This window comes from Streptomyces iconiensis, assembly GCF_028657195.3.
Lineage (GTDB): Bacteria > Actinomycetota > Actinomycetes > Streptomycetales > Streptomycetaceae > Streptomyces > Streptomyces iconiensis.
The window spans coordinates 86,131-102,907 of sequence record NZ_JANCPR020000035.1; the positions used below are offsets into that span (position 1 = coordinate 86,131).

A 16,777-nucleotide genomic window follows, 5' to 3' on the forward strand; every position below is an offset into this window, starting at 1 on the left:
AGCGGCGCCCGTTCTGATCGTGGAGCACGTTCCGAGCCTGCCGATCGTGAAGTGCGTTCCGGGCGTGCCGACCACTCCGCCCGTCGCGCCCGCGCCTCGTACGCGTCCCCGTCCCCGTCCTCGTATCCGTCCCCGCCCCCGTCTCCATCGCCGTCCTCCGCGAGGCGGGCGCCCTCGTCCTCGTCCCGGCGACGGGCGGCGGCCCCCGGGCCGGCCCCGTCGCGGGAGCCGGCCCCGTCGCACGACTGGGCGCACGACATCATTCGCGCGCCCGGCACCCCAGAGGCAGCGTGGGCGGCGTGGGCCGCGCCGCGGGGGTTCCCGGAACTGGATCTGACGCCGCTGCGCAGTGTCCTGGTCGTCGCCGCGCACCCCGACGACGAAGTCCTCGCGCTCGGCGGCACCCTCGCGCGGCTCGCTGACAGCGGTGCACGGTTGCGGCTGGTCGCCGTCACCGACGGTGAGGCGTCCCACCCCGACAGCACAGCCCCGCTCGCCCGGGACCTCGCCCGTGTGCGTCGCGCCGAGGCACGCCGTGCGCTGGAGGTTCTCGGTGCGCCGGATGTGGAGATCGTCCCGCTCGGCCTCCCCGATACGGCCGTGGCCCGGCACGAACTCTCCCTCACCGAGCGCCTCTTGGGCCTCATGTCCGGATTCGACGCGTGTGCCGCGCCCTGGACGGGTGACGCGCACCCCGACCACGAGGCCGCGGGGCGCGCTGCTGCTGCCGCCTGCGCCGCCACGGGCGTGCCCGTACTGCACTACCCCGTATGGGCCTGGCACTGGGCCACGCCCGGCGATCCCCGTGTGCCCTGGCGCCGTGCCGCGCGGGTGCCGCTCGACGCGTGGACCGCGGCCCGGAAGCGAGCCGCACTCGACTGCTTCGCCAGCCAGGTGCGCCCGCTGGGAGAGCACCCCGCCGACGCGGCCGTCCTCCCGCCCGCCGAACTGGCCCACTTCCAGCGCGAGTACGAAATCGTCCTGCGCCACGCGCCGGGAACTCATGAAGTGCCGGAGGATCACGAAGTACCAGTAGTGGAGCCGGAAGTACCAGTAGAGGGGCGGGGAACAGCAGCAGACGGACGGGAGTTGGGGCCGGACGAGGAGCAGCGCACTACCGAAGCGCCTGGTGGGGGCGTGTGAACACGCCTGCTGAGTACTTCGCCGGGATGTACCGGGACGCTGAGGATCCCTGGAGCCTGGGCGTCAGGTGGTACGAGCAGCGCAAGTACGCGCTCACCACGGCCGCGCTGCCCCGCGACCGTTACCGCGCCGCCTTCGAACCCGGCTGCTCCGTCGGTGTCCTGAGCGTCCGGCTCGCCGAACGCTGTGCGTACCTGCTGAGCTGCGACCGTTCCCCGCGTGCCGTGGCCGCTGCCCGGCGCAGGCTCAGCGGACATCCGCACGCGCGCGTCCATGTGCGTGTACTGCCGGAGGAATGGCCCGAGGGCGCCTTCGACCTCGTCGTACTCTCCGAGATCCTCTACTACTTCGGCCCCACCGAGGTGGGCGGCCTCCTCGCCCGCGCCGCCGGCTCGCTGGAGAGCGGCGGCACGCTCGTCGCCGTTCACTGGCGGCATCCGGTCGCCGACCACGCGCAGTCGGGCGACGCCGTGCACGCCGCCTTGCGCCGTGTGCCGGGGCTCGTCAGGACGGTCGCGCACGAGGAGGACGACTTCCTGCTGGACGTGTTCGTGCGGGTGCCCGCAGGCGGGGAGCGTGTGTACCCCCGCTCGGTCGCGGAGAGCGAGGGCCTCGCGTGATCCGCGCGGTCGCCGTCGTCGTCCCCGCGCACAACGAGGAACGGCTGCTGCCCGGTTGCCTGGAGTCCATACGGGCAGCCACGGCGTACCCGGCCCTGGCGGCGGTACGCGTGCACACGTACGTCGTCGCCGACTGCTGCCGGGACGCGACGGCTCGGCTCGCCCGCGCGTACGGTGCGACCGTCACCGAGCCCCGGTTCCGCAGCGCGGGCGCCGCGCGTGCACACGGCACGGCCGCCGCACTGGACGCGTTCCTCGCACCCGGCTCCGGGCTCACGGCGGCCGAGGTCTGGCTCGCGCACACGGACGCCGACAGCCGCGTGCCACGCCGCTGGCTCGCGGCTCAACTCGCGTGCGCCGGCGAAGGGTTCGAGGCCGTCGTGGGTGCCGTGACCGTCGACGACTGGTCGGGACACACGCCGCAGACCGCGGCCCGCTTCCGCGGGTACTACGCCGCACATCGCCGCGAACCCGGCAGGCTGCCCGGCACCCACCCCCACGTGCACGGCGCCAACCTCGCCGTACGCGCCGACGCCTACCTCGCGGCCGGTGGCTTTCCCCCGCTGACCACCGGTGAGGACCACGCACTCGTACGCGCCCTCACCGCGCGCGGCAGCCGCCTCCACCGCACCGACCGCGACCCCGTGCACACCTCGGCACGCCGCACCTGCCGCGCCCCCGCCGGCTTCGGCGCCTTCCTGCTGCGCCTGGAGAGCCAGGCGGACCAGGCAGACCAGGCGAACCGGGGGCGCTAGGCGAACCAGGGAGCTGGGCGAATCAGGTTGCTGCGCGCGCCCGGGAGCTGCGCGAACCAGGGGAAGGGCAGGGGAAGCGCGCCCTAGTCCTGTACGGCCGACAGTTCGCGCACCGTCGCCATGTCGCTGAACGGGATCAGCTGGTCGCCGACGATCTGGTACGGCTCGCTGCCCTTCCCCGCGACCAGCACGATGTCGGCCGGTCCCGCGGCGGACAGGGCGAAGGCGATGGCCTCGCGGCGGTCGGCGATCCGTTCGAAGGGGGCGCCGGTGGCCGTGAGACCCGGAGCGATCTGGTCCATGATCGCCTCGGGGTCCTCGTTACGCGGGTTGTCCGAAGTGAGCACGCACAGGTCGGAGTGTGACCCGGCTATCTCGCCCATCCGGGCCCGCTTGGTGACGTCCCGGTCGCCTCCGCAGCCGAAGACCGTGATGACGCGTGCGGCGGCGAAGTCCCTGATGGCGGCGAGCACCTTGTCCAGGGAGTCGGGCGAGTGCGCGTAGTCCACGATGACGGAAGCGCCCTGGGGAGCCTCAAGCCGTTCCAGCCGCCCGGGGACCGGGGGCATCCGGTCCAGCGCAGCCACCAGACCTGCCAGGTCATGGCCCAGCAGATGGCATGCGGCCAGGGTGGCCAGGGCGTTGGCGACCGAGAACCTGCCGGGCACGGGGATCGCGGCCGGGTACTTGCGCCCGTCGTGGTGCAGCGTGAACCGCGTACCGAAGGCGTCCATGTCCAGGTCGGTCGCCCGGTAGTCGGCCTCGGCGTCCAGCGCGTACGTACGGACCAGACCCGGCATCATCGCCGGAATCAGCGCGCCGACCGGGTCGTCCGCGTTGACCACGGCACGCCCGCAGAGGCCGCCGAAGAGCCGGAGTTTGGCGTCCCGGTAGTGCTCCATCGTGCCGTGGTCGTCCAGGTGGTCCTGGGTGAGGTTGGTGAAGATGCCCACGTCGAGGAAGGAGTGGTCGATCCGGTGGTTCAGCAGGCCCATCGAGGTGGCCTCCAGGACCACGGTGCCGACCCCGTGGTCGCGCATGTGCCCCAGCAGATACTGGAAGTCCGGTGACTCCGGAGTGGTCAGTACCGAGCGCGGCATCGGGATCAGCTCGTCCCCGATCCGGTTGCCGCCCGTCCCGATCACACCCACCTTCCCGCCCTCGGCGACCCGCAGCACGGACTCCACCATGTACGAGACGGACGTCTTCCCGTTGGTGCCGGTGACGGCCACCATCTCCATCGACCGGCCGGGCTCCCCGTAGTAACGCGAAGTGATCAGCGCCGCGGCCTTACGCGTGTCGGCCACCCGTACGACGCAGGCGCCTTCGGCCGACGGCCATACCGCAGCGGGAAGACCGGAAGCGGGCTCTTCGACGAGCACCGCGACGGCGCCCCGCGCCAGCGCGGAACCGACGGCCTCGGGGCCGCCCTCCCGGTGCCCGGGTACCGCGATGAACAGCGAACCCGGCATGACGCGGTGGGCATCCAGGCACGCTCCCGCGGTGATTCCCGTCCCCGCGTCCCCCAGAAGTACTTCGTGGTCGTGCCCGGCCAGCAACTCGCTCAGCTTCATAGGGGTCCTCTCAGGGTGCGGTCGGCCCGCCGGGTCGCGGGAAGCGAAACCGGCGGTACGCCAGGGGCGCTGGCCGTAGGGGGATGGTGCGGGGATGGTGCGGGGGAGGGGGCGGTTCAGGGGTGCGCGGTGGGGGGAGCCTTGTGCGGCGGATGCGGTGCGGGAGCCCGCTGAACCCGTCAGCAGGGACTCAGGAGCAGGGACTCAGGAGGAGGCGGCGTGATGCCGGGGTCCGCCGTTGGGATGCTTCCTGCGTGCTCTTGGGCATGGCGGGAAGGGGAGGCGGGAGAACCGGACGCGTGTGCCCGTCGTGAAAGTTGCTAGCCGTGGCCGTGCAGCGCGCGGCAGCGGGCCCGGGGCGCGTCGGGACCCAGCGAGCGAGAGGCCCGGACCGGGCTCCCCGTCACCGTATGTGTATGTCCCATACGGAGAGTGTACGTGCCCGGAACGCCTGTTCGGAACGGAGTGGCTCCGGTCCGGATCAGCTCAGCTGGATGCCCGCCTCCTCGGCCGCCGCTCCCAGCACTTCGCGGAGCATGGCGGGGGTGAGCCTGCCGGTGAAGGTGTTCTGCTGGCTGACGTGGTAGCAGCCGTACAGGGTGAGGGAAGGGCCCTGCTCCTTGGGGGCGAGCACGGTGCGGGCGCCGTGGCCGAAGGCGGGGCGGGGGCGCGGGATCTGCCAGCCGGCGGCGCCGAGCACGGGCAGGACCGCCTGCCAGCCGAAGGCGCCGAGCGCGACGACGGTCCGTACCGTCGGGCGCAGCAGCTCCAGTTCGTGGGCCAGCCAGGGGCGGCAGGTGTCGCGTTCGGCGGGCGTGGGCTTGTTGTCGGGCGGGGCACAGTGGACGGGCGCTGTGAAGCGCACGCCGCGCAGTTCGAGCCCGTCGTCCTTGTGCGTGGAGGTCGCCCGACTGGCCAGGCCCAGATCGTGCAGAGCCGCCACGAGCACGTCGCCCGAGCGGTCGCCCGTGAACATGCGGCCCGTACGGTTGCCGCCGTGCGCAGCGGGTGCGAGGCCCACGACGAGCATGCGCGCGTCCGGCGGGCCGAATCCCGGTACGGGGCGTGCCCAGTAGTCCCAGTCGGCGTACGCCTTCCGCTTCGTACGCGCCGCCTCCTCGCGCCACTCCACGAGCCTGGGGCAGGCCCGGCAGCGGCTCAGCGACCGGCCGAGCGTCCGCAGATCCTGTGCGCGTGGCGCCTGTTCCTCGGGATACTCCATGACTCCACCATCGGACACCCTGCCCTGCCCGGCCACAACGGTTCGCCGTGCCCGCCTTGCCGACCGTGCCCGCCGTATCGGTGGGCACGGCCGGTGGCACGGCCGGACCGGGCGCCGCCTCAGCCGTGCCCGTACGCGGCGGGAAATCGCCGCAACCCTTCCCGCCCGGTGCCGTCCGGGTACCCGTACTCATCCGGGCCGGGTGTGTGGCCGTGCCGCAGCACCGCGCGGACGCACGGTCGGTCCTCGCCGAACCGCGACCGCTCGCTCACCGCGAGCCGGGAGGCGTCTTCGCCTTGCAGGTGTCCCTCAGGTTCCAGAACCAGGAGAGGTAGGCGGTGTGGTTGTCGCGGCCGGCGATCCTGACGGCGGAGTCGTCCGCGTTCTCCAGGTGGGTGAAGTTGGCGCTGCCCGTGTAGACGCGCGGAGTGATGTCGTCGTCGTAACGCCCGTCGATCATCATGACCTTGGTGTGCAGCGAGACCTTCTGGCCGTTGCCGGGGTCGAAGCGGCACGGGGTGATCTGGATGGGCTCCCTGCCCGGCTGCGGCTTCAGCGCGCTGAGCACCTCCGGGTCGACGGAGACGGTCCCGGACTCCGACTTGGCGGGGTAGACGAGATCGACCCAGCACCCCTGGTCACGCAGTGCCCGCAACTGTCGTGCTATGGCCAGCCGGTGCTTGTTGAACTTGGTCAGCGCGATACGGACGTCCGTCTGCCGGGTGGTGCCGCCCTCCTGGTAGCTGCACTTGACCAGCTTGAGGACGTTGGCGATCGGGTCCTTCGCGTCCGTCTGCTGACGGGGGTAGTACATGCCCCGGTACGTCGCGCCGGTCGTGCTGGTCCAGAAGTAGTCGGGATCGGACTTCATGGCGCGCAGGTCGTTGAAGTACGTGCGGTAGTCCGCGTACACCCTGGCGTCGCTGAAGGTGACGGCGTCGTTGTAGGAGTTGTAGAGGTACCAGTCGTTGAGGTTGGACGAGGTCTGGAAGACCACGTTCTTGTGCTCCTGGCCGCCCACGCGCACGCTGGAGAACGTGGCGAACTTGCTGTGCATGTAGTTCCTCGCGATGCACCCTCGCCCTGCCGGGCAGCCAACGGCCCACGACTCGCGGTCGGTGCCCGCCTCGAAGGCCCGCTTGAGCTGCGCGAGCACATCGGGACTCGCGGAGTCCAGCACGACCTTGACGTGAACGCCCCTGCGGTGCGCTTCCAGGAGCGCGTCCTTCACCGCCGTCGACCTGGCGCCGTCGGCGAACTCGAACATCACGAAGTTGATCTCACCACCGGCGGGCGTGGCCCGTACGAGCCCGATGAGCTGGTCCATGACGGCGGACTGCTGCGCGCTGGGACCGCCGTCGGCCAGTGCGCCGGGGTCGTTGAACACCGGCCGGTTGAGGACGGGTTCTGCGACCAGAGGCGAGGCGGTCGGCGCGGCGGACGAGGGCGAGGAGAGCGAAGTGGACGACGAAGGCGAGGAGAGCGACGTGGACGACGAGGGCGAGGAGTGGGGTGAGGGCGATGAGAGGGGCGAGGCGGACGGGGCGGGAGCGGAGTCCTCCCCTTGAACGGTTCCGCCGGTGGCGCTCCCCTCGGGAGCGGTCTCGCCGGGACGGGCGGGGGCGGCGGCGGTCCGGCCGCGCCCTGCCTCCCCGGACGGGGTCTCGTCGCCCGGCGCCTGTCCGGCCGCCGCCGAGGCGGACATCGCCAGCATGCAGAGTGCCAGCACTGTGAGGGGCATTGTGCGTCGTGCTCTCGCCATGGACGGCGTTCCTTCCGCAAGGCATCGGTTTCAGCCCCTCATTGACGCATCCCTGTCGACCCGTCGTCGGCGGCCTTCCCGGCCAACCTTCACTCATGCGGGGGGCGTACGAGGTGAGCGAGGCCACCGGAGGCGCACGAGTTCACCCCTGGCGCGAGCCCGGACGACCCCGGGCCCGTCTTGCCCGCATTCCGGACGCCTGGTTTGACTGGGCGCCGATGCACTTCTCCCTCACCCCCCTCGCCACTCTCACCTCGTACGCGGACTCGCCCGCAGAATCGCCCGCGAACTCGTACGCACCTCACCAGCCCGGTCACGCCGGATGACCGCCGCGGTGTGTTCCGGCTCCTCCCGGCAGCGGCGCCTGCTGGCGGTGCGGTGCCGGCGGCTGACGCAGCGCCCGGTGTTCACCGTTGTGGCCTTCGCGATGATCGTGTGCAACGCCGTCCTGCTCGGCCTGGAGACCTACGAGGGCATCGCGGGCCGCTGGCACGGAGAGTTGAAGCTCGTCGAACACCTCTTCCTCGCCGGCTTCACCGTCGAGATCCTGCTGCGTACGGCCGCCCACGCCGACCGCCCCCGTGCGCTGCTGCGCGACCCGTGGAACCTCTTCGACCTCGCCGTCGTCCTGCTGGCCTTCCTGCCCTTCGCGCGCGAGAACGCCACCATGCTGCGTCTGCTGCGCCTCGCGCGCGTCCTGCGCACCGCCCGCTTCCTGCCCCAACTGCGCGTCGTCGTGGTCGCGTTGGGAAAGAGCCTGCCCGGCACGCTCAGCTTCCTGCTCGTCGGCGCGCTGTTGCTGTACCTCTACGCGATGGTCGGCTGGGTCTTCTTCGCGCGCGAGGACCCGGGCCACTTCGGCTCTGTCGGCCGCGCGATGCTCACCCTGTTCCTGCTGATGACGCTGGACGGCCTGGGCGAGGCCGTACGTACGGGCCTGGAGATCTCGCGCTGGAGCATCTTCTACTACGCCTCCTACGTCGTCCTCAGCTCCTTTGTCCTCGTCAACCTCCTGATCGGCGTCGTCATCAACTCCCTGGAGGAGGCCCGCGAGGCGGAGAAGAAGGTGGGCAAGGTTCCGGGGAAGCCCCCGCCGCTTCCGGCGCGGGACGCTGTGGTCGCACCGGCCCTGGACGCGGTGACCGCGGCCGACGACGACACCCGCCAGGGCGAGCTGAAGCGGAAGATCGAGACGGCCAGGCTCGCCCTCGACGACCTGGAACGCACCCTGACCGCACCCTTGACCGCACCCCTGCCCCCGGCCCGCCGTCCCGCGCCGTCACCTCCCGGCGACCGTCCGAGCGCGGCGGGGCCTTGACGCCCTGGCCGCCCCTGAGGGATCCCTGGCCGACCTCTGAGGCGCGGGTCTCTTCACGCGGGCGACGGGTGAGGGGGCCACGGGAGCTGGGGAGACGCGGGGATGCAGCGCGCCGGGCAGACGTTCTAGGCTTTTCGCCAGATCGCGATCATGGGAGTGCGCTGTGGTGAACGAGTCCGAGATGCCCTACCTGCGACGGTGCGTGGAACTGGCGGCCGAGGCGCTGGAGGCGGGGGACGAGCCGTACGGTTCCGTACTGGTGGGGGCCGACGGCGCCGTACTGGCCGAGGACCGCAACCGGGTCGTCGGCGGCGACCGTACGCGGCACCCGGAGTTCGAGCTGGCGCGCTGGGCCGCGGAGAACATGGCGCCCGCCGAGCGCCCAGGAGCCACGGTCTTCACCTCCGGGGAGCACTGTCCGATGTGCGCAGCCGCACACGGGTGGGTCGGCCTCGGCCGCATCGTCTACGTCGCCTCTGCGGCCCAGATCGCCACCTGGAGCACCGACGCGGGCGCACCACCCGCACCCGTACGCGCGCTCCCCATCCGCGAGATCGTGCCGACTCTGACGGTGGACGGCCCCGTGGACGCACTCACCGACGACGTCCACGCGCTGCTGCGCCGCTTCTACGGGGGCTGACGGCACCATCGTTCCGGCGTTGACCGGCCGCGCCGCATCGCCCTGTCTCGCTCATGCCGGGGCTGGCATGATGGGCCCCATGACGCAGCCCCGAAAGGCCGATGGCGCGTAGGCGACCCGGCGCGCTCCGCGCTCAGCGGTGGTCGGCCCGCAGCGAGACCTGTCCCGCCTCCCCGATTCCCGGCATTCCCCGCCGGACCCGGTTGGCGATCCACCGGATCGAAGCCCAGCATCTCGGGTGCGGTGCCTTCGCCCATGCCCTGCACCGGTACGAGCGCTTTCTCCGCCAGCCCGGCCGATATCTGTATCTGCCGTGGGGCGAGTCCCTCTGCTGTGATCCGACGGAAGCACGGGACGTCTTGGAACACGCGCTTCGTCGGTTGCCGCGTGCGGACCGCGCGCGGCTCCGCAGGATCGTCGCACCGCTGGATGAGGAATTCCTCCGTCGGACTCTGCCCGATCCCCTGGCCGCGTCCGTCAGTTCATGGCACGCGGCAGCGTGGTGGCGGCAGAGGATACGCGAGAGGTGACCGCTGACGTGTTCCCGGGCGGTGTTCTTCTCGGCCCGTATGAGGCGGACATCATCGACCAGGCGCTCTTCGTCGCCGTCCACCAGCGACGCCCCTCCGCGGGAGGCGATCCTTCGGCAGCCACGCGCAACAGGGACCTCTTCGACGAGCTACGCCGCGTCAGGGCGACGGAACCGCCCTCTGCGGCATGCGCGTCTCACCGGCCCGCTGTGGAAGGAGTGCGCCTGCGTCGGGGGCGGGTGGACCGCGTCCAGATCTCGGGGATTGCCTGGGTCGTCGCACGGGCGGCTCTCCTCGTGGCCTGCTTCGACGACACCTTGTGCGAGCACGACTTCGGGGCCGTCGTCGGTTGGCGGCGGAGCGACTTCCACGCCCTCGCGGCGGAGTGCGAGGTCATGGACGCTGAAAGCCTGCGGGCCGAACTCTTCCGTGCCCGGACGCTGGAGGACGGCGTCCTGCACCGCAAGTTGCTGACGTTCGCCCTCGACCATATGGGCATGGAGCCGACCGGCAGGGACAGGGAAGCGGTGGCGCGGAATCTTTCCGTAGCGGCGAATCCATGTGAAGCGGCGGCGTTGACCGACGTGCTGGCCAGAACGCGGGCCAAGGCCGGGAAAGCCGGACGGCGGTCCAGGATGGCGGGGCCCGGTCGTCGTGGCCCGGGAACCGGTCGGTGAACGCCCCGTCATGCGGCGGGTTCGTCGTCGGCGCCCGTTCCCGCACCTGCCCTGGAGCCGGCCCCCTGGAGTGCGGCGAGGGCATGGGCGGTGGGGCGGGTGGATTCGTAGAGGGTGCGGTAGTGGGCGTAGAGGTCGTCGTAGGTGGGGGCGTGGGACGGGTCGGGGGTGACGGTGTGTTCCAGGGGGTTCCAGTGGGCGATGGCGTCGCGGGTGGCGTGGCCCGTGCCGATGGCCGCCAGGAACGCGTTCCCGAACGCGGCCCCGATGGTGTGGCGGGGCACGGACTGTTCGCGTCCGGTGACATCCGAGACGATCTGCGTCCACAGCTCGCGTGCGCCTCCGCCCACGGCGACCAGGCGCCTGGCCGCGCCACCGGCCTCCGCCATGGCGGCGAGGTTGTGCCGTACGCCGAAGGCCGTGCCTTCCAGGGCCGCGCGGTAGAGGTGGGCACGCCCGTGGTGCAGGGTCAGCCCGGCGACGACCCCGCGTGCCTCGGGGTCGAAGAGGGGAGTGCGCTCGCCGGCGAAGTACGGCAGCATCAGCAACCCCTCGGCGCCTGGCGGCAGTTGAGCCGCCTCCGCCGTCAGCGTCGAGTAGTCGGTGCCGGTGAGATCGCGTAGCCAGGCGGTGACGGCGCCCGAGGTGGCCATGCCGCCTGCCAGGCAGTACGTGCCGGGGAAGGCGCCGGCCGTCGACCACAGGCGGGCATCGGGTGCGGGCTCGTCGACGACGTTCACCAGGAACATCGTCGTGCCGTACATCAGCATCAGGTCGCCGACGCCGGTCGCGCCGACACCCACCGCCTCGGCCCAGGCGTCGACCGTGCCGGCCGTCACGGGCGTACCGGCGGGGATGCCGGTGGAAGCGGCGACCGCGTGCGTCACCTCGCCCACGACGTCGGAGGGCCACACCAGCCGGGGCCACTCAAGGCCCGGCGCGATCTCCTCGCACCGTTCCGCGATCCAGGCGCCGGCGCGCAGATCGTAGAGCGGGGTGCACTGGCTCGCCGAATGATGGTCCAGTACGTAGGCCGACCCGCCCGTGAGGCGGTGCGCGAGCCACGAACTGGCCATGAACCAGCGGCGCGTACGCCCGTAGACGCCGGGTTCCCGCTCCCGCAGCCACTCCAGCTTGGGCCCGACCGCCTGGCTGGTCAGCGGCGAGCCGCACTCGGCCAGCACGCGCGCCGCACCGTAACGCGCGTCCTGTGCGGCGATCTGCTCTCCCGCTCGGGTGTCGACCCCGTACAGGATCGCCGGACGCAGCGGCGTGCCCTCGGCGTCGGTGGGCAGGAGGCAGGGGCCGATACCGCTGACGCACACGCCCGCGAGCGGCGCCGCCGGTGAGCCGGCGCCGGCCAGCAGTTCCCGCGCGATACCGGCCATGTCCCGCCACCACACGGACTCGGCATCGTGCTCGAACCAGCCGGGGTGCGGAGACGTGGTCCCGTGCTCGCGGACGGCCGAGGCGAGGAGCGCGCCGTCAACGGCGCTCACCAGCACTCCCTTCGAGGAGGCCGTGCCGATGTCGATGCCGAGCAGCAGGTCGCCGGGGCGGTGTTGCCGGTGCTCTTGGTGCGTCTGCGTCTGCGTCTGCGTTTGTTGGTGCTGGTGCTGCTGCTGGTCTTCTCTGTGCGTCACGTCGTCTTCCCGCTCGTCCGCCGTTCCCGTTCGGTTCCGTTCTGCTCCGTCCGGTTCCGTTCCCTCCGGTCGCTTACCGTCCTGCCGGTCGCGCCACCGACCCGTACTCTCCCAGGCGCAGGCCCTTGTGCGAGGGGTACTTCGCGCGGAGTAGCGGTGCGGTCTGCCGCTGCCGGATGCCAACGCGGCGGCCCGGGTGGGAGGTTCGACATCCCGAAGCAGACACCCTGCCCGGGACAGAGAGAGGGATCCGAGATGAAGTCGATCATCCGGTTAGTGGTCCGTGCGGCTCTGACCACCGCCCTGGGAGCCACCGCTGTGATAGGCGGTTCCAGCATGGCCTCCGCGTCCGATGTCCAGGTCACGGACTGGTCCAACAAGTGCAACTACGGGAGGGCCTGCATCTACAAGAACTCCTCGGAGGTCTGGAACGTCGAGAAGTGCGGATTCAACCCCATTCATGACTACTACGGGTGGGCCAAGGCGCACGGCAACACCTTCGTCGTGACGTACCAGAACGGCTTGCAGGACCGTGTCCCCGCCTGGACCGAACGAGGGCTGGACCCGAACAACCTGGTCACTTCGGTAGACGTGTTCTGCTGAGCTGAGGTCGACGCCGGCGGGATCCGTCCGGCACGGCTACGGGTTCCGCCGGCCCGGCTCCGGATTCGCGCGCCGGGGCCACTCCCGGCGCGAGGGGCCGACCCGCTGATCGTCGAGATCACCGGGGTGCAGAATGATCTCTGTGCCGATGACGAACACCCCGAAGAGGGCAACGGTCGACGACGCTCAACTGGTCAGCCACATCCTGGCTCTGGCCTTCGACGACGACCCCATGATGCGCTGGTTCTTCCCCGACGCTTCCACCCGCGAGGCGGGGCTGGGGCGGTACTTCACGACGCTCTTCACCCGGCAGTACGCCCACCATGGTGTGTGCGAACGCACCGAGGCGGCAGTCGCCTTCTGGGTACCGCCGGAGGGGCAGGCGAAGACCGTCCCGGACGCGGAGACCGTCGAGGAGTTGCAGAACGTCCTCGGCGACCGGGCCACGCTGTTCCGCGAAGCAGTCGGAACGGCAGCCGAGCACACACCGACGGAGCCGCACTGGCATCTGGCGGTGATCGGCGCAGACCCGGCCGCCCAGGGCCAGGGACACGGGGCAGCGCTGCTGCGCTCGGGCCTGGCCCAGGCCGACACGGCCGGTCTGCCCGCCTACCTGGAGTCCTCCAAGCCCTCCAACCTCCCCTTCTACGAGCACTTCGGCTTCACCGTGAGCGCAGAAGTGCGGCTGCCGGGTGGCGGACCGCCCCTGTGGGCCATGCGACGCGAGCCCCGCCCCACGGCCGGAACCTGAGTCGGCGTCCCGCACGGCCAGGTGGCCGCACAGTCACCTGGCCGCACGGCCACCCGACCATGGAGGGCAACGAGCAGGACTCGGCGCAGGACTCGGCGCAGGACTCAGCGCAGGACTCAGTGCACGCAGAACTCGTTGCCCTCAGGGTCCGTCATGATCACCCATTCCCCGCCCTGCTCCTTCACGTGGTCCTGGACCGTGGCCCCAAGGCCGCTAAGGCGCTTCACCTCCGTTTCGCGCTCACCGGCAGGACCGTGCAGATCGATGTGGAGACGGTTCTTGGCCGGCTTCTCCTCCGACTCCGGTACGCGATTGAAGAGCAGCCGGCGCCCCAGGCCCGCGCCGCTCTCCGGGGTGAACGGGTCCTCGGGGTGGCGTACCGCCGCCGCGTCGCGCCACGCGGGCCGGTCATGGTGCTCGACCAGCAGGTCGGAAGAGATGGCGCCGAGGCCGAGGAGCCGGCCGATGAGGCCGCTGTGGTCCTCGACCTCGTAGTGGAGCGCGGCTGACCAGAAGTCGGCTTGCGCGTGCGGATCATGGGCGTCCACGACGAGCTTCCAGTGCACGGGAGTTGGAGTCATGGTCACTATTCATAGACCACGGCACTGACATCGCGGCTCTGCCGCCCGGTGCCGCCTGGGCCGCCCGGTGCCGCCCGGTGAAACAGTGAGCGGATACCGAGGTGGGCTCGGTATCCGCTCATGTGCCATGGGGCCCGGGGTGTTCAGCCGTTGTTGCTCGGGGGGCTCTCCACGGCGGTGCCGGCTCTACGGGTCAGCGGCCGGTTCCGTTGCCCTTCGCGTCGTGTGTGCACATCGTGTCGGCCACGGCGGCGGGGTTGCCGTCGGCGCTGCCCCATGCCTTCGCGTTGTCCTTGAACTTCTTGTACAGCTCGCCGTCCGGCGCCACCTCGACCAGGTTCGTGTCCGCCCACGACTGGTAATCGGCGTGCCGGTATTCGTTGTCGGTGTACTGCGAAATGACGTCCTTCAGGCCGCCCTGGTCGTTGAACATGGAGTGGCTGCCCCAGCCGACGAAGACGCGCGGGAATTCGCGGCCCTTGCCGGCGCTGCCACGGTCCGCGTTCCAGCTCTCGGCGTCGCCCCAATTCTTGATGCGGTGCTCGCCGTGCGCACTCAGCAGAAGCTGGTCCCGGGTCCAGTCGTCACCGTTCTTCTTCCAGGACACGTCGATGTGCTCGAAGTCGTGGCGATGTCCGCCGGCCTCACCGCTGGGCTGGAATCCGCTGGTGGCCATGTAGAGGGTGTAGCTGACCCGGATCTTGTCCGGACTGCACTTCTTGACCGTGTAGTACGTGGGGTGCGGTGAGCCCTTCTTCGGGCAACCGCCGTCGCTGTTGGGCCAGTTGGGCGTCTTGGCACCGTCGGTCGGGTTGCCGGACGAGTCGAAGGCGTCCTCGGGCCAGCAGGGGTCGTTGCTGTTGGCGCGGGGGAAATTCCACTCCGGAACGGATGCCTTGGCGAAGTCCTGCAGTGACGCCGGGCCCTCCTTGAGCGGCTCGTTCAGCGTGCCGATGCCCGCCTTGCCGGCCCCGTCAGCTTTCTGTTCCTTCGGCGCCGACGACGACGGCTTCTTGCCGCTGTTGTCGCTGCCGCCGCTGTCTCCGCCGTCGCCCCCGCAGGCGGTGAGGAGTAGAGCGCTTGCCGCGGTGGCCGCGACAAGTACGGCTACGCGATTTCGGATTCCTAACATCGCGATTTCCCTCTCCGTGGTCGTTCCGGCTCTTCCGGAACGGTCCCAGGCAAGTACGCAGCGAGGCGCGTGTCCGGTTCGCTCGGAGACGATTCCGCTACAACAGAAACGAGGCCATGACAAAGGAAGGAGACGATCCGCTTCCGTCGTACGCGCCCGGTGCTCCAGCGCGCAGCCCACGTACGCGCCCCGGCGCCCGCAATTGGTCGCGCATCGACCCCCGCCGTCGGCCCGGCCGCGAGCCGTGCCGGGATCGGCGAACCCGCGGTGCGCGATGGCGGAGAGCTGAGCCTGGTGGGTCGGGGAGCAGCGCCGGAGCGGGCACGCGGGCCGGCCCGGGGCAGGTGCCCTATTGGCCTGTACCAGCCGTCGCAGAGCCACAGTTGGCTCACAGAGGTGTTCAAGGGGAAGCGCCGTCCCACTACTCTCAGCCAGGCCAGTAGCACCCCCCCACACCCAGGTAGCGCGCTGGCGCGGGCTGTGTATCGGGAGCGTTCCCAGGCGGCGTTCCCGGCGCGGCCCACCGCGCCCGGGTGAACTCTTGACCGCCGATCTCTGGGAGGGATCAACGGTGAAAGTTCGAAAAAGCTCGGTGATCATCGGCACGCTGACTCTTGTCGCGACGCTGGCGCTGTCCACGGCGGCTGCGGTGGAGCAGGAAGCGCCGCCGCGCGCGGAAGCGGCGAAGGTGAAGCTGACCGAGGTGGCGCAGGCGGAGAATCCGACGGCCGGGGTAGCGGGCCCCGCAGACACGGTCTGGATCGCTGAACGCGCGGGAAAGATCCGGGTCATGGACGAGCAGGGCCTCGGCGAACCCGTGCTCGACATCTCCGACGAGACCACCGTCGACGGCGAACGCGGCCTGCTGGGCCTCGCCTTCGACTACGGGGCGCAGCACCTCTACATCTCGTTCACCGACCTCAAGGGCACCAGCACCATCGACGAGTTCGCCATGGAGGACGGCCGGATCAAGGAGGACACCCGGCGCACGGTCCTCACCCAGGAACAGCCCTACTCCAACCACAACGGCGGCGACATCGCCTTCGGCCCCGACGGCATGCTCTACATCGCCTTCGGCGACGGCGGCAGCGGCGGCGACCCGCACGGCAATGGGCAGAACCTCGACACGCTCCTCGGGAAACTGCTGCGCATCGACCCCTCGAAGGGCGACCCGTACGCCATTCCTGAAGGCAATCCGTTCGCCGGCGACCCCAAGGCGCGCGACGAGATCTGGTCCTACGGCCTGCGCAACCCCTGGCGGTTCTCCTTCGACGAGGCGAAGGGCGATCTCCTCATCGGGGACGTCGGCCAGAGCGCGCGGGAAGAGATCGACTGGGCGCCGGCGAGCAGCTACGGCGGCGAGAACTACGGCTGGTCCCAGATGGAAGGCACCCTGCCCTTCCGCGAGGGCCAGGAACCGGCGAACCATGTGCCCCCGGTCTTCGAGTACGACCACACCCCGACCCGCTGCTCGGTGACCGGCGGCTATGTGTACCGGGGCGAGGCCGTTCCAGGTCTCCGGGGTTCCTATGTCTTCAGCGACTACTGCGAGGGCGACATCCGCGCCCTGACCATGAAGAACGGTCAGGTCACGAAGGAGACCAACCTCGGTGTGAACGGCGGCGAGATCGTCGCGTTCGCGCAGGGCGGCGACCGCGAGCTGTACGCGCTCGCGCTCGGCGGGAGCGTCTACCGGTTGGACGCTGCCTGACGCCGGCCGGCACTGCCTGACGCCGGCCGGCACCGCCTGTTACTGCCCGGCCCGGTTCTTCTGCCGGGTACGACACGGCTCTGAGCCAGAGCGCAGAGGTGCGCCGGGAATGCAC

At 70.8% G+C, this 16,777-nt stretch carries 16 protein-coding genes; 10 read left to right on the forward strand and 6 right to left on the reverse strand.

Annotated features, from left to right (window positions below; translation table 11 throughout):
- Positions 1-51: 51 nt before the first annotated feature.
- The 3 genes from NMN56_RS29675 to NMN56_RS29685 are packed head-to-tail and all read left to right on the forward strand — an operon-like array spanning position 52 to position 2,518.
- Positions 52-1,143, forward strand: a complete 1,092-nt coding sequence (locus NMN56_RS29675) for a PIG-L deacetylase family protein (RefSeq protein WP_347178682.1) — start codon at positions 52-54, stop codon at positions 1,141-1,143.
- A complete protein-coding gene (locus tag NMN56_RS29680; protein ID WP_274042147.1) occupies positions 1,140-1,763 on the forward strand; it encodes an SAM-dependent methyltransferase in 624 nt (207 codons plus the stop codon). Before NMN56_RS29675 ends, NMN56_RS29680 begins: the two co-directional genes overlap by 4 nt.
- Positions 1,760-2,518, forward strand: coding sequence for a glycosyltransferase family 2 protein (locus tag NMN56_RS29685; RefSeq protein ID WP_274042148.1), 759 nt, complete (start codon positions 1,760-1,762; stop codon positions 2,516-2,518). Before NMN56_RS29680 ends, NMN56_RS29685 begins: the two co-directional genes overlap by 4 nt.
- Before the next feature lie 83 nt (positions 2,519-2,601).
- Here the strand turns inward: NMN56_RS29685 and NMN56_RS29690 are convergent, their stop codons facing one another.
- From NMN56_RS29690 to NMN56_RS29700, 3 genes are all read right to left on the reverse strand, one after another.
- On the reverse strand, positions 2,602-4,092 hold the full coding sequence (locus NMN56_RS29690) for a UDP-N-acetylmuramoyl-L-alanyl-D-glutamate--2,6-diaminopimelate ligase (protein ID WP_274042149.1): 1,491 nt from the start codon (positions 4,090-4,092) through the stop codon (positions 2,602-2,604).
- Between the two features lie 481 nt (positions 4,093-4,573).
- A complete protein-coding gene (locus NMN56_RS29695; RefSeq protein ID WP_274042150.1) occupies positions 4,574-5,314 on the reverse strand; it encodes a uracil-DNA glycosylase in 741 nt (246 codons plus the stop codon).
- A gap of 268 nt (positions 5,315-5,582) precedes the next feature.
- Complete coding sequence (locus NMN56_RS29700; protein WP_283742520.1) at positions 5,583-6,701, reverse strand: phospholipase D-like domain-containing protein; 1,119 nt, start codon at positions 6,699-6,701, stop codon at positions 5,583-5,585.
- A 7-nt stretch (positions 6,702-6,708) separates the two neighbouring features.
- Between NMN56_RS29700 and NMN56_RS29705 the strand changes: the two genes are divergently transcribed.
- The 4 genes from NMN56_RS29705 (at position 6,709) to NMN56_RS29720 (ending at position 10,241) form a co-directional block, all read left to right on the forward strand.
- On the forward strand, positions 6,709-6,882 hold the full coding sequence (locus NMN56_RS29705) for a hypothetical protein (RefSeq protein ID WP_283742521.1): 174 nt from the start codon (positions 6,709-6,711) through the stop codon (positions 6,880-6,882).
- A gap of 516 nt (positions 6,883-7,398) precedes the next feature.
- The gene (locus NMN56_RS29710; RefSeq protein WP_274042152.1) at positions 7,399-8,394 is read left to right on the forward strand and encodes an ion transporter; all 996 of its coding nucleotides are present in this window, start codon (positions 7,399-7,401) and stop codon (positions 8,392-8,394) included.
- A gap of 181 nt (positions 8,395-8,575) precedes the next feature.
- A complete protein-coding gene (locus tag NMN56_RS29715; protein WP_274042289.1) occupies positions 8,576-9,034 on the forward strand; it encodes a nucleoside deaminase in 459 nt (152 codons plus the stop codon).
- A 526-nt stretch (positions 9,035-9,560) separates the two neighbouring features.
- Complete coding sequence (locus NMN56_RS29720; RefSeq protein WP_274042153.1) at positions 9,561-10,241, forward strand: hypothetical protein; 681 nt, start codon at positions 9,561-9,563, stop codon at positions 10,239-10,241.
- An 8-nt stretch (positions 10,242-10,249) separates the two neighbouring features.
- On the opposite strand, the gene NMN56_RS29725 is transcribed toward NMN56_RS29720, so the two are convergent.
- Positions 10,250-11,788, reverse strand: coding sequence for an FGGY-family carbohydrate kinase (locus NMN56_RS29725; RefSeq protein ID WP_274042290.1), 1,539 nt, complete (start codon positions 11,786-11,788; stop codon positions 10,250-10,252).
- A gap of 351 nt (positions 11,789-12,139) precedes the next feature.
- On the opposite strand from NMN56_RS29725, the gene NMN56_RS29730 reads away from it, so the two are divergent.
- A complete protein-coding gene (locus NMN56_RS29730; RefSeq protein WP_274042154.1) occupies positions 12,140-12,487 on the forward strand; it encodes a hypothetical protein in 348 nt (115 codons plus the stop codon).
- 148 nt (positions 12,488-12,635) lie between these two features.
- A complete protein-coding gene (locus NMN56_RS29735) occupies positions 12,636-13,238 on the forward strand; it encodes a GNAT family N-acetyltransferase (protein WP_430542738.1) in 603 nt (200 codons plus the stop codon).
- A gap of 116 nt (positions 13,239-13,354) precedes the next feature.
- Here NMN56_RS29735 and NMN56_RS29740 read toward each other — a convergent pair whose 3' ends face one another.
- Positions 13,355-13,819, reverse strand: a complete 465-nt coding sequence (locus NMN56_RS29740; protein WP_274042156.1) for a VOC family protein — start codon at positions 13,817-13,819, stop codon at positions 13,355-13,357.
- A gap of 193 nt (positions 13,820-14,012) precedes the next feature.
- Positions 14,013-14,951 (reverse strand): NPP1 family protein, encoded by a 939-nt coding sequence (locus NMN56_RS29745; RefSeq protein WP_274042157.1) that lies wholly within the window; start codon positions 14,949-14,951, stop codon positions 14,013-14,015.
- Positions 14,952-15,522: 571 nt separating this feature from the next.
- Here NMN56_RS29745 and NMN56_RS29750 point away from each other — a divergent pair.
- A complete protein-coding gene (locus tag NMN56_RS29750) occupies positions 15,523-16,662 on the forward strand; it encodes a PQQ-dependent sugar dehydrogenase (RefSeq protein WP_274042158.1) in 1,140 nt (379 codons plus the stop codon).
- Positions 16,663-16,777 lie beyond the last annotated feature (115 nt).